Origin of the sequence: Brevibacterium yomogidense, from assembly GCF_900163715.1 — a bacterium.
GTDB lineage: Bacteria > Actinomycetota > Actinomycetes > Actinomycetales > Brevibacteriaceae > Brevibacterium > Brevibacterium yomogidense_A.
The window spans coordinates 223,542-235,883 of record NZ_FWFF01000017.1 but is presented as its reverse complement, the minus strand read 5'-3'; the positions used below and the strand labels follow the sequence as shown (position 1 = coordinate 235,883).

14 protein-coding genes are annotated in these 12,342 nt (G+C 69.0%); 5 read left to right on the top strand and 9 right to left on the bottom strand.

The window, feature by feature from the left end:
- Window positions 1-67: 67 nt before the first annotated feature.
- Genes FM105_RS10085 through arsB form a run of 3 tightly spaced genes read right to left on the bottom strand, consistent with a single transcriptional unit; the run spans window position 68 to window position 2,050 of the window.
- Window positions 68-487, bottom strand: coding sequence for an arsenate reductase ArsC (locus tag FM105_RS10085; RefSeq protein WP_087007825.1), 420 nt, complete (start codon window positions 485-487; stop codon window positions 68-70).
- 25 nt (window positions 488-512) lie between these two features.
- A complete protein-coding gene (locus FM105_RS10080) occupies window positions 513-932 on the bottom strand; it encodes an arsenate-mycothiol transferase ArsC (RefSeq protein ID WP_087007824.1) in 420 nt (139 codons plus the stop codon).
- Window positions 929-2,050 carry an ACR3 family arsenite efflux transporter gene (gene arsB / locus FM105_RS10075; RefSeq protein ID WP_087007822.1) on the bottom strand — a complete coding sequence of 374 codons (1,122 nt, stop codon included), beginning with the start codon at window positions 2,048-2,050 and terminating at the stop codon, window positions 929-931. The genes FM105_RS10080 and arsB overlap by 4 nt, the downstream gene beginning before the upstream one ends.
- Window positions 2,051-2,133: 83 nt before the next feature.
- Here arsB and FM105_RS10070 point away from each other — a divergent pair, with 83 nt between their 5' ends.
- Complete coding sequence (locus tag FM105_RS10070) at window positions 2,134-2,490, top strand: ArsR/SmtB family transcription factor (protein WP_087007820.1); 357 nt, start codon at window positions 2,134-2,136, stop codon at window positions 2,488-2,490.
- A gap of 35 nt (window positions 2,491-2,525) precedes the next feature.
- Window positions 2,526-2,702: a helix-turn-helix domain-containing protein gene (locus tag FM105_RS14555; protein WP_143275868.1), complete on the top strand. Its 177-nt coding sequence runs from the start codon at window positions 2,526-2,528 to the stop codon at window positions 2,700-2,702.
- A 4-nt stretch (window positions 2,703-2,706) separates the two neighbouring features.
- On the opposite strand, the gene FM105_RS10065 is transcribed toward FM105_RS14555, so the two are convergent.
- Genes FM105_RS10065 through FM105_RS10055 form a run of 3 tightly spaced genes read right to left on the bottom strand, consistent with a single transcriptional unit; the run spans window position 2,707 to window position 5,556 of the window.
- Window positions 2,707-3,252 carry a CPBP family intramembrane glutamic endopeptidase gene (locus FM105_RS10065; protein ID WP_087007818.1) on the bottom strand — a complete coding sequence of 182 codons (546 nt, stop codon included), beginning with the start codon at window positions 3,250-3,252 and terminating at the stop codon, window positions 2,707-2,709.
- Window positions 3,253-3,293: 41 nt separating this feature from the next.
- The gene (locus FM105_RS10060; protein ID WP_087007816.1) at window positions 3,294-4,601 is read right to left on the bottom strand and encodes a dipeptidase; all 1,308 of its coding nucleotides are present in this window, start codon (window positions 4,599-4,601) and stop codon (window positions 3,294-3,296) included.
- Window positions 4,594-5,556, bottom strand: coding sequence for a CPBP family intramembrane glutamic endopeptidase (locus FM105_RS10055; protein WP_087007814.1), 963 nt, complete (start codon window positions 5,554-5,556; stop codon window positions 4,594-4,596). The genes FM105_RS10060 and FM105_RS10055 overlap by 8 nt, the downstream gene beginning before the upstream one ends.
- A gap of 111 nt (window positions 5,557-5,667) precedes the next feature.
- Between FM105_RS10055 and FM105_RS10050 the strand changes: the two genes are divergently transcribed.
- Entirely contained in the window at window positions 5,668-7,029 is a 1,362-nt protein-coding gene (locus FM105_RS10050; protein WP_087007813.1) for a sensor histidine kinase, read from the top strand.
- Window positions 7,017-7,760 carry a response regulator gene (locus tag FM105_RS10045; RefSeq protein ID WP_087007811.1) on the top strand — a complete coding sequence of 248 codons (744 nt, stop codon included), beginning with the start codon at window positions 7,017-7,019 and terminating at the stop codon, window positions 7,758-7,760. The genes FM105_RS10050 and FM105_RS10045 overlap by 13 nt, the downstream gene beginning before the upstream one ends.
- 9 nt (window positions 7,761-7,769) lie before the next feature.
- On the opposite strand, the gene FM105_RS10040 is transcribed toward FM105_RS10045, so the two are convergent.
- The 3 genes from FM105_RS10040 to FM105_RS10030 all read right to left on the bottom strand — a co-directional run bounded on the left by FM105_RS10040 (window position 7,770) and on the right by FM105_RS10030 (window position 11,251).
- Window positions 7,770-8,948, bottom strand: coding sequence for a hypothetical protein (locus FM105_RS10040; RefSeq protein ID WP_179207149.1), 1,179 nt, complete (start codon window positions 8,946-8,948; stop codon window positions 7,770-7,772).
- Window positions 8,949-9,079: 131 nt separating this feature from the next.
- Window positions 9,080-9,748, bottom strand: a complete 669-nt coding sequence (locus tag FM105_RS10035) for a response regulator transcription factor (protein WP_087007809.1) — start codon at window positions 9,746-9,748, stop codon at window positions 9,080-9,082.
- A 111-nt stretch (window positions 9,749-9,859) separates the two neighbouring features.
- A complete protein-coding gene (locus FM105_RS10030) occupies window positions 9,860-11,251 on the bottom strand; it encodes a sensor histidine kinase (RefSeq protein ID WP_256970330.1) in 1,392 nt (463 codons plus the stop codon).
- 187 nt (window positions 11,252-11,438) lie between these two features.
- Between FM105_RS10030 and FM105_RS10025 the strand changes: the two genes are divergently transcribed.
- Window positions 11,439-12,314 carry a DUF4352 domain-containing protein gene (locus tag FM105_RS10025; RefSeq protein ID WP_087007807.1) on the top strand — a complete coding sequence of 292 codons (876 nt, stop codon included), beginning with the start codon at window positions 11,439-11,441 and terminating at the stop codon, window positions 12,312-12,314.
- The last annotated feature ends 28 nt before the right edge of the window (window positions 12,315-12,342 follow it).

Here is a 12,342-nt window from a genome sequence, read left to right as displayed (position 1 = left end):
CCTGGAGTCAGTCGTGTGGTGAAGTCGGTGGTGGAGGAATCAGCGGCTCGTCGGATGGGTGAGCCGGTCAGCTGGTCGCTGTCGGCTCCAACTCGCCGACAAGCTGTTGGATACGGGCCTTGATGTCGTCGCGGACCCGCCGGACGTCGTCGAGCCCCTTGCCTGCAGGATCGGCCAGTTCCCAGTCCTCGTAGCGCTTACCGGGGAAGATCGGGCAGGCGTCCCCGCAGCCCATCGTGATGACGACGTCGGAATCCTGCACCGCCTCGGTGGTGAGGACCTTCGGCGAGCTCGCCGTGATGTCGATGCCCTCCTCGGCCATCGCCTCGACCGCCACCGGATTGATCTGGTCGGCCGGTTCGGATCCCGCGGAGCGAACCTCGATCCGTCCTTCGGACAGGTGGCGCAGGTAGCCGGCTGCCATCTGCGAACGCCCCGCATTGTGGACACAGACGAAGAGGACGCTGGGCTTGGGTGCAGAAGTCATGGGGGTCTTCCAATCAGGGGTAGGTTCAACTGGTGCGGAGCTCCGCCTGCAGGGCACGGACGCGGGCGTCGATGTCGTCACGGACCAAGCGCATCCGTTCGAGTCCTTCGACACCGCGCTGGGATGGCTCATCAGTCGTCCAGGTCTCGACCGCGGCCGTCATTCCCGCGACCGGTTCAACGCGTGCGTCCTGCCCGATCACGATGACCCGGTCAACGCGACGCAAGAGCTCCGGGTCGATCGGTTTGGGCTGCTCACCCGCCATGTCGGCACCTGACTCTGCGACCGCTTCCGCGGAGAGACTGTTGAGAGAGCCGCCCGGCGCGGTGCCTGCCGAGTGGACCTCGATCGCACCCCCGGCGCGGTGGCGCAGCAGGGCAGCGGCCATCTGGGACTTGCCGCCGTTCTTGACGCAGACGAACAGCACACTCGGCCTGCCGGTCATGATCGCACCCCCGCGCCTGAACGGGTCGGGACAGTCGGGTCATCGCGGAAGAGCCTGGGCCCGAGCCAGAGGGCGACATAGACGAGGCCGACGAGCACGGGGACTTCGATCAACGGGCCGACGACTCCCGCCAGCGCCTGGCCCGAGGTGATTCCGAAGGTCCCGATCGACACCGCGATGGCCAGTTCGAAGTTGTTGCCCGAGGCGGTGAAGGCCACGCTGGTCGACTTCGCGTAGTTCAGCCCCACAGCTTTCGAGGCGAACAGGCTGATTGCGAACATGAGCACGAAGTACAGCAGCAGCGGCACCGCCATGCGGGCCACGTCCCAGGGCTGCGAGGTGATCGCCTCCCCCTGCATGGCGAACAGCAGAACGATCGTGAACAGCAGTCCGTACATCGCCCACGGGCCGATCGTCGGCAGGAACGACTCTTCGTACCACTGGCGGCCCTTGGCCTTCTCCCCCAGCGTTCGCGTGAGGAAGCCCGCCAGGAGGGGGATGCCGAGGAAGACGAGCACCGATGCCACGATCGCCCACACGGAGAACTGCGCCGAGGTCGTCTCCAGTCCCAGCCAGGACGGCAGCACCTGGAGATAGAACCAACCGAGCGCACCGAAGGCCACGACCTGGAAGACGGAATTGATGGCCACCAGCACCGCAGCGGCCTCACGGTCACCGCAGGCCAGGTCGTTCCAGATGAACACCATCGCGATGCAGCGGGCCAGGCCGACGATGATCAGTCCGGTGCGGAACTCCGGCAGATCGGGCAGGAACACCCAGGCCAGCGTGAACATGAAGGCCGGGCCGACGATCCAGTTGAGGAACAGCGACAGGACCAGCAGCTTCCGATTGCCCGTCACCCGGTGCATCTCGTCGTAGCGCACCTTCGCCAGCACGGGATACATCATGACCAGCAGGCCAACGGCGATCGGTACGGAGATTCCGCCGATCTTCACTGCGTCCAACGCCGTGTCGAGACCGGGCACGAACCGTCCCAGCAGCAGACCCACTGCCATTGCCGCCAGAATCCACACTGCCAGCCAACGGTCGAGGAACGACATCTCCTGCCCGACCGGGCGCGACGCTGTCTGCGCGACAGCCGATGCCGTAGTGCTCATCAGCACTCCACTCTCTAGATCGATGGACGTCTATGGGTGAGAGTATGCGCATGCATCGACGAACGTCAATGTATGGTGGAGCCATGAGTACTTCGGTGGAGAGCACAGAGCCGGGTGTCGACGTCGCATCCGAGTGCTGCACGCTGGACGCGGCGCCGCTCGGGGCGGACGATGCCGGTCGGGTCGCGCAGAAGCTCAAGGCCCTCGCGGATCCGACGCGCCTGCGGCTCCTGTCGCATGTCGCGGCCCAGGGGTGCGAAGCGGTGTGCGCCTGCGACCTGGTCGATGTGCTCGATATCAGTCAGCCCACGATCAGCCACCACATGAAGAAGCTGGTCGAGGCTGGACTGCTGACGCGAGAGCAGCGCGGCAAGTGGGCGCACTACACCGTGATCCGCGACGCCTTCGACGAGCTGCGCCGGTTCCTCGACCTGCGCTGAGGATCACCGCTCAGTCTCCGGCTATCGACCCAGTGATGACCCAGCACGATGCGGACCAGCTCAGTGGTCACCCCACGAAGAGGCGCTCGATGGCCGCTCTCGCCTACGGCCTGGGCTGGTTCGACCAGTCGCACTTCGTCCGCGACTTCCGCACCTTCACGGGCGAGACGCCCTGCGGTTACGCGAAGAGGGACCGTGACGGCAATGGCTGAGGGATCACCCCATGAGGATGCCCGCGACCACGTTCGCGACAATGTGGACCAGTGCGCCCGGCAGGAACGACCCCGTCACGTGGCGCAGGTGCCCCAGCACCCAGCCCACCGCGAACTGCACGGGCAGGATCGGCCACAGTCGGATGTCGATCGCCAGCAGCGCCGCGTGCGGCACGAGGAACGCGAGCGCCTGCATCAGGTTGCCCCAGGCGAATCCCAGCCGGCGGATGAGCACTCCGGCCAGGAGGCCGCGGAAGAAGACCTCCTCCCCCAGTGCCCGCAGGACGACGCCCACCACCGCGCCCACGGACGCGACCGAGGCGATGGACACTCCGGGCGCCTCACGCACATCCGCGGGGATCACCCAGGCGGCGATGATCGCTGCGATCAGCAGGGGGATGAAGAGGATGACACCGCGCCAGTGGTCGCGCCCGGTCCCGGTCGTCGCGCCCACACGGCCCAGGGCGTCGGCTGCCGTGCAGTCGCGCCTACCCGTCTGGACGAGGACGTAGATCGCGACAGGCAGGCTGAACAGCACGAGCTCGAGCATGGCCTCAGGCTACTCGGCGATCGGGCGAGCGCTGACCGCCCTCACACGTGTGGAGCCGCGTCCACATCTCCGTCTGCGCCGTCCTCCGCCGCACGCATGACGCGCAGGACGTTGCGGGTCGCGAGGGCCTCCAGGTCGGCTCGCGACCAGCCCCGGTCAGCGAGAGCGCGCAGCAGGTCCTGGTAGCGGGAGACGTCCTCGAGCCCGGTGGGAAGGATCGCTGTCCCGTCGTAGTCGCCGCCCACCGCGATCCGGGTGATGCCCACGGCCTCGCGCGCGGCCTCGAGGTGGGCGATGACGTCCTGCATCGTCGCCTGCGGCTCCGGGTGCGCGGCTTCCCACGCGGCCAGGCGAGCAGCGGCGGCTGGCGAGACCTCGACGTCGGTGTCGCCGTAGTCGAAGCCGGCGTGGTGTGCGGCATTGTGCGCCAGGACATCCTCGCAGCTCTGGCCCGGACGGGGTGCGGCGGCCATGCTGTACGGCCGGGTGAGGCTGTTCGCCCGGTGCGGATCGTCGATGCCGAGGTCGATCCGCGCCTGCGCCCGGTCCAGGATCCACTGCCGCACGTCGGAGGAGACGAATGCGGGGACGAAGGTGAGGCCGAGAACGGAATCGGTCGCAGCGATCCGCTCGAGGACACGGTCGGTGACGTTCCGCGGGTGCGGATTCACGGACTGGACCGATGAGTGGGTGAACAGAGTCGGCACGGTCGAGGCACCCAGCGCATCCAGCTGGGTGCGCTCGTTGGTGTGCGACAGGTCGATGATCATGCCCAATCGGTTCATCTCCCCGACCACCGCCAGACCCTCGACGGTGAGTCCGCGGGTCGAGCGGGCGCCAGGAGAACCGGGGGTGCCGTCGGCCTCGGCCTGCGCCTCCGCGGCTCCGGTCGCCGCCGTCGCCCAGGCGAGGTCGTCGTTGTGGGTGAGCGTCATATACCGGGCGCCCAGGTGGAACATCTGCCGCAGGACCGCGAGGGAATCCGCGATCGACTGGCCGCCCTCCAGACCGATGAGGCTGGCGATGCGACCAGCGGCGAGCGCGGAGTCGACGTCATCCGCCGTGCGTGCCGGCTGCAGGATCTCCGGGTACGCAGCGGTGAGGCGGTGGACCGCATCGATCTGCTGCAGCGTAGCGACGACCGCGTCCTCCTGGGGGATGGAGGACGGCACCCAGGCGGACCAGAACTGGGCGCCCACTCCGCCTCGGCGCATGCGCACCAGGTCGGTGTGCAGCTCCTCCCGGACCTGATCCAACCGCTGCACGTCGTAGCCGGCCTTCTCCCGCAGGGCGAAGGGCAGATCGTTGTGGCAGTCGAGGATGGGTATCTGCGGAGTCGGTTCAGCCATTCATCGAGTGTAGGACGGCACCGGCCGGAACGCGTGCGGCCTCGCTGCGCCCCGCGCCGCGCACCGGCGTGAGGAAGCCGATTCCCTCCCGGCGCGACACCCACGCCCAGAGCCCGAGCGTCGTGAGCACCGTGATGGGGATCGAGATGAGCAGCATGCGCGGATCCACTGCGCCCTGTGCGACGGTCGCCGGCGCGAACGGGGACATGAGGAACAGCGTGAGATTGTTCGCCGTGTGCACGACGATCGGCAGCTCGATCCCACCGGTCTTCCACGCGAGGAGGCCCATCGCCACCGCGAAGACGGCGATGTCGACCTGTCCCCAGACGTCGTACTCGTGGCCCAGGACGAACAGCGGCACCGGCAGGAGGATCCCCCACAGGGGCGAGCGCAGCCAGATGCCGCACACCTGCATCGGCAGGGCCCGGAAGACGTACTCCTCGGCCGCGCACTGCAGCGGCACGGCCACCACGACGATGAGCAGGATCGCGACGACCGCGCCGCGCTGCTGAGGCACGTCGAATGAGGCTCCGGAGAACACGACCGACGCGCCGTTCACCACAGCGAAGACCGGGATCACCACAGCGGCCGCCCGCAGCGCGAGCGACCACCGGAACCTGCCCGCCACAGAATGCAGCGAGCCTGCGGCAGCGCCTCGACGGCCACCCACGAACCGGTAGGCCCACAGCACCGCCGGCGTCATCACCGCGAGGGTCGCCAATCCCAGCGCCGTGTCCATCGGATTGCGGGGATCATCGAGCTCAGGGCTCGGGTCGGGCACCCCGGGGACCAGCGAGACGAGGAGTCCTCCTACCAGCACGATGGCGAACAGGACCAGAGCGATCACGGCTGCAACGATCACGACCAGGAGAGGGCGCCACCAGCGTGCGGCCTCGGGCCGGAGTCGTGCGAGTCGGTGGTACGGCAGGAACAGTGGTGATGCGGTTGATGTCATACCCCCAGGCTTCCGTTCGCGGCGGGCCAGAGGATCGTGCGGAAGACTGAACCTGAGCCCTCATACGAAAGCACGATCCTGCCTGCCCGGCGCTATCCCTAGACTGATCGCGTGCCCACCGGTCCTGCCTCTCCTCCCACTGCGTCCCACCGCCGAGGCCGCGCGCTGCTCACCTCGCTCGCCTGCCTGCTGCTGGGTGCCGGCTGCTGGTTCATCAGTGCGGGGATCGCACTCGACGAGGCCGGAACTCCGGTCCCGCAGCACGTCTCCGCGGTCCTCGTCCTCGATGCACTCACAGGTATCGCGGCGGCGGTGTCGATCGGCCCTCTGCGACGCGCGGGGGCGTGGAACCTCGTCCTCATCCCGCTGAGTGTGCCCAGCAGCTGGGCACTGCCGGCCTTCATCGTCGCCGCTGTCCGGATCGGCCGGCTCCGCGACCTGCGCACCGACACCGCCGCCGTCGCACTCACCCTTGCAGCCTGGCTGATCTATTCGCTCGTGATGGTGCAGTTCGACGGATCGTTCGCGGACACGCTCGGTGTCGAAGCGCCGATCCTCGTCGTGATCACCGTCTCGCTCCTGCTGTGGGGCCGTGTCCGGTCGACACGGGCGGCTCTCATCGACTCCCTGCGCGCGCAGGCAGATGCGTCCCACCGCGAGCAGGCGGCGGAGGTCCAGCGCGTCCTGGCAGAGGAGCGCGTCGCGCTCGCCCGGGACATGCACGACGGGCTCTCCCATCACCTGTCCCTCATCTCGATGCACGCGGGGGCGCTCGCATACCGCGACGACCTGCCGCCGGACCGGGTCCGGGAGGTCGGACAGACTCTGCGCGATTCCGCCGCGTCCGCTCACGCCGATCTGCGTCAGCTGCTCCTCTCACTCCGCGAGCAGCCGGACGATGCCGACCCGACTCCCGGCCTGGATGCCGCGCCTCTGGCAGACGCGGCCTCGCTCGACGCCCTCATCGCACGCGAACGGGATCGTGGGGCAGACGTCTGCATCGTCTGGGAGCGGATCACCCTGACCGAACTCGAGCAGGCCCCGCGACCCCTCACCGTCGCACTCGAGCGCATCCTCGCGGAGTCGCTGGTCAATGCGCGGAAGCACGCACCGGGCGCGCCCGTCACCGTGACTCTTGCCCGCGACACGGGCAGGCGGAAGGACACCGCCGCCGAGGTCGTCCTCCGCGTGACGAACCCGCTCACCGCCCGCAGTGGCGGGCACACCGCCCTCAGTGCCCCGCTCCCCTCCCACAGCGGCGACCGCGGCGTCCTCAGGGACCAGCGCACCGCCTCGGCCGCGGTGGCCGCATCGGTCCCGTTAGCCGCATCAGGCCCGGCCACTGCGCCGACCGGCACGCACCTCGGCCTCACCGGAGTCGAGGAGCGCGCCCGTCTACTGGGTGGATCCGCGCGGTGGGCGCACACCGCGGACGACTTCACGCTGGAGGTGAGACTCCCATGGCACCGCTGAACACAGCGCCTCCGACGGAATCGGTCCGCGTCCTCATCGTCGACGACGAGAGCCTCATGCGCTCGGGGCTGCGACTCATGGTCGACGGCACCGCCGGGATCACCGTCATCGGCGAGGCCGCCGACGGGCCCACGGCGCTCTCCCAGATCCGGGTGCTGGATCCCGATGTCGTCCTCATGGACATCCGCATGCCGGGGATGAGCGGCATCGAGGCGACCGTGGAACTCACCCGAGCGGGAGCGCGGGCGCGGGTGGTCGTGCTCACCGCCTTCGACGCCGACGGCTTCCTCGTCGAGGCTCTGCGCGCCGGAGCGGTGTCGTTCCTGCTCAAGGATTCGTCGCCGGAAGCCGTCGTCGACGCGATCCACGGTGCGGTGCAGGGCCACGCCCAGTTCTCTCCTGCTGTCCTGGACCGGCTGGTCCGCATCGCCTCGAGGGAGGAGGCCGGATCCTTCCCCGGCGGTTCACATCGGTCCGGGCCGGATGAGGCGGGCCGTGCTCATGACGGGACTACGACCCCTGCACGGGAATCAGAGGGGCCGTCCACCCTCACTCCGCGCGAATGGGACGTCGGCCGGCTCGTCGCGCAGGGACTGACGAATGCGGAGATCAGCGACGCCCTCGTCCTCAGCCTCCCGACGGTGAAGACCCACGTGAGCCATCTGTTCGACAAGCTGCTGGTGACGAACCGGGTGCAGCTCGCGATCAGGATCCTGGAGCACGACGGCTGACAGTGCGCCTCAGGCGTCGTCGGAGTGCTGCCTGCGCACGTCGACGCGCGTCGTCTCCCGCTCACCGTCGAGGAACGCGTCGATCCGGGTCGCCGGATCGGCCTCTGCCGGGAGCGCGGCAGGCTGGTCCTCGCCCCGGTCGCCGTTGACCCGCGCACCACCGGTCTGCGCAGCCTTCGCGATCTGCGAGTCCAGGTCGTCGAAGTCGTCTGCCGTCTCGTCCAGCTCCTCGAGGAGCTTCGCGATGGATTCCGCGTGGGACTCCGCTTCCATGTTGAGATCCCGGAACTGCGCACCGATCGACTCGTCGCCCGCCGTGCGCGACACGATATCGAGCACCCGCTCGCCGACCTCACGCGTGCGCTCCGAATGGTCGAGCGCGATGAGCTGGGCGTCGAGCGCACGCAGGTGCTCGAGGTACTCGTGCATCGAGAGGACCCGGTCCGCGATCGATTCGAACGCCTCCGCCAGCCGGCCCAGATACGCCGTGACCCGTACGGCCTCCGCGCCGTCGCTCATCGCGTCGAGCTCCGTGCGGACGGTGACCAGCTCGACGAGGCGCACACCCACGTTCGCGACCATCTCGTCCAGGTCCACCCGCGCCACATGGTCCGCGAGGATCGGGTGGGTCCACGCGCGGGTCGCCGCGATGCGGGTCGCAAGGGTGACCGCGAGGTGGAACAGCCGCTGCTCATCCGTGTCCTGCGCGTTCTTCACACCGGGGACGAAGCCCAGCGCGGTCGGGGTGATCCACCGAGCACTGCGGGCGACCTCGCGATCCTTGCGCGAGAGCCGCTTGGGATCGCGCAGGTACTTCGTGCCGGTCACCGCACCCGTGGCGCCGGTTCCCGCCGCGAGCAGGCCTGTGGCCGCGATCCCTCCGGCGAACGGATCACCGGCCAGCCACGAGATGCCGAAGGTGCCGAGGCCCACCACGCCGGTCGTCGCAGCGCCCGCCCCTGTCAGAGCACGGAAGAGGACGTTCGAGCGGATGAGGTTGCGGGTCTCCCCCGGAGTGCCGAGCACACGAGCGGGGTTCGTCTGCCGCGACGCCGGCAGCGCGTATCCACGCGCTTCCCACGCGCGGAGGACCGAATCCGTGACGGAATCAGGCACCAGGATGCGGTAGGCGGGCATGCGACCGGCGCACTGCTCTCGCCACAGCTTCTTCCACGGGTGACGTGCCATCGGTCCCTCCCTCGAACGCGGTGTCACCATGGTAATGAATCAGTCTGGATGATCGGTCGGAAGAGCCCCCGGTGGGTGCGCTCAACCTGAGCGACGACCCTGCCGGCTGGTCGGCTCAGCCGCTCAGTTGTTCAGTCGCTCAGGCCCGCGAGCGTGAGGGTGACCGCGACGCCCACGCGATTGGGCGAGTCGAGCTTCGCCATGACCCGGTTGAGGTGGGTCTTCACCGTCGCTTGGCTGGAATACGTCGCCTCTGCGATCTCACGGTTGCCCATGCCGCGGGTGACGAGCTCTGCGACCTCCCGCTCCTTCGCCGTGAGCCCGGCCAGGAGCTGACGGGCCTCGAAGCGGCGGGTGCTCTCCTGGCTGCTCTGGTGCATCGCCATGAGCCGAGTGGTCGCGCGGGGTGACGCGAAGCCTTCGCCGTCGTGCACCGTGCGGATTGCGTCGGGGAGGTCGCGCGGCGCGATGTCCTTGTGGATGAAGCCGGCGGCCCCCGCCTCCAGTGAGCGGAACAGGTTGTCGTCCGTGTCGAAGCTGGTGAGGGTGATGACCTTGGGAGCCCGCGGCATGTTCCGCATCCGTCCCGCCGCTTCGATCCCGTCCATCACCGGCATCTGGATGTCCATGAGGACGACATCCGGGAAGTGGCGCGTCACCTGGTCGAGCGCCTCCGCGCCCGTCCCCGCTTGAGCGACGACGTCGATGTCGTCCACGTAGGACAGGATGTGCTCGAGACCCGTGCGGACCATCTGGTCGTCATCGACGAGGAGGACACGGATCGGCTGCGCAGTCGACATGCCACAACAGTAGAACAGGGGGCGGACACGGCTCGGGCGGAGTCACCTCATGGACAGGTGCCGGACCCTGGCAGGGCGACGCCGGGGCAGCTCAGGTGACGCCGGGACCGATCAGGTCCCTGCAGACTGTGCCGCGCCTCGGTCCGCGAACGGTGGCATCTGGACATCGACGACGAAGGCGTCCCCGCGGGGACCCACCGCGGCCTGTCCCCCGAGCATCCGCGCCCGCTCCTCGATGCCCGGCACGCCCATTCCGCCTCCGGTCCCGGACAGGTCGACGCCGTCGTGCAGGGTTCGTGCGTCACCGCCGGACGGCTGCACTGAGAGCGGGTTCGACACGACGATCCGTGCCCCCTCCCGAGCGCTCACCCGCACATCGACGGAGACGGGCACCCCGGGCGCATGCTTCATCGCGTTCGTCAGCGCCTCCTGCACGATGCGATAGACCGCACGATCCAGCACCGTCGGCACACTTTCGAGGTCCTGCAGCAGGAGCACCGGGCGGAGGTCGACACCGGCAGCCGTGACCGAATCGACGAGGTCCGGCACGGTGCGCACGGAGGCGACCACCGGTGCGCTCGAGTCACCGGCAGCGGGCCGCTGCGCCCCCGGTGTTCCCTCACGCACACCGCTCACGAGGTCCCTCAGGTCATCGAGGGATGCCTTCGCCTCACGTCGCAGGGCGGCAGCCGCATCCACCGACCGCTGATCGTCACCGGCCACTTCGAGCGCCCCGCTGTGCAGCGAGATGACGGACAATCGGTGCGAGAGCGTATCGTGCAGCTCCTGTGCGAGCAGCTGGCGCTCCTTCTGCCGGGCGAGCTCATCGGACAGTGACTCGCTGCGCTCCGTCTGCCGGACCGCGACCGCCTCCACCGTCCGCATCCTCCGTGTTCGCCGGACGAGGAACCCGACGCCCACGGCGACCGCGAGCGCGACGACCCCCACTCCGATCGTCAGGAGATCGATCCCCAGCGCCGTGCCGGGCAGCGGCTCCGGCGTATCGACACCCATGAGGGACTGCGGCTCCGGCACGAAGAAGAAGGCGAACGGGTTGAGGGCGGGATGGCGCAGGCACGCCCAGACGATCGACCAGACCACCACGGCTGCGCCCACGGCGGTCGTGATGATCGCCGTACGACGGGGCAGGCGGATGACGCTGTGGAACATCCCGATGAGCAGGAGGAGGACGTCGCCACCTGCGAGTCCCGACAGAGCCCCGGCAGCCAGGGGTATCCACGGCCACCGCGTCCGGACGAAGACGGTCGCCCAGAGGATCCAGACGACCAGCACGATGAGCACGCCGATCGACGAGAGCTCGCCGTTCGCATCGAACGCACCGGGGACGCCGACGGTCGACAGCGAGCTCACGACGATGCCGACGACGAACAGCAGCAGCCCGACCGCGACGTATCCGGCTGTGCGCAGCACGCGCCGGCGGCGTTCGCCGCGCATCCGATGGGCGACGTCCATGGCCGGCGTCGCTGAAGTCTCCGTGTTCACACCCTCACGGTATCCGGGGGCACGGACGCGGGCGTCAGCCATTCGGAGCCGAACGGCTGGCCGAATCCAGCCGTTCGGCTGGTCCGATCCACCCGATCAGTCGACGCGCCGTCAGTCCTCTCCGACCGAAGCTTGTGGTGTCGCGGCGAGACCGCCGCAGCCACCACCGTCACACCTCAGGAGAATCATGACGAACCCCCAGCACCCCGCCCCTCAGCCCGGCTTCCCGTCGGGCCCCGGCCAGCCTGCCGGGCAGCATACGACCGGCCAGCAGCCGGCACCGCAGCCCGGCCAGTACCCGGGCCAGTACTCGGCCCAGCACCCCGGTCAGCAGTATGACCCCCAGCAAGCGCCGTTCGGCTACACCCAGCAGCCCGGCCCGCACGGCTACGCGCAGCAGCCGGGCGGACAGCCTCCCCACCCGGGGCCGCCGGCGCAGGCGAAGCGGAAGAAGCCGCTGTGGAAGCGCTGGTGGTTCTGGCTGCTCGCCGTCATCGTGCTGATCGTGATCATCTCCTCCGTCGGCGGGGGCGGCGACTCCGCCGAGGACGCGGAAGCCTCCGCAGACAGCGGGTCCTCGGACGAATCCGGCACCGGCACCTCGGGCGAGGAAGAGGCAGGAGGCGAAGCCGACGGCGAGGCACCCGCCGAGGCCGCATCCGAATACAGCATCGGCGACGCGGTCGCGACCGGTGACTGGGAGGTCACGGTGAACGACGTGGAATCCGGCGTCTCCGAACTGGGCGACGAGTACCTCGGCACGACCGCGCAGGGACAGTTCATCCTCGTGGAGATGTCCGTGGCCAACACGGGCAGCGAGCCGTCCTTCTTCTTCGAGAGCGACGTGAGCCTGCTGGACGCGGACGGCAACACGTACTCGCCGGACTCCGAGGCGGGGATCTACGCGGCCACCGACAACGACGTCATGCTGCTGGAGGAGATCAACCCCGGCAACACGGCCACCGGTGTGATCGTCTACGACGTGCCGGCAGACGTGAGCCCGAACGTGCTGGAGTTCCAGGGCGGGATCTTCGACGAAGCGGCCACCGTCGCGCTGGACTGAGCGGACGGCAGGGGCGCGGACAGGGGGC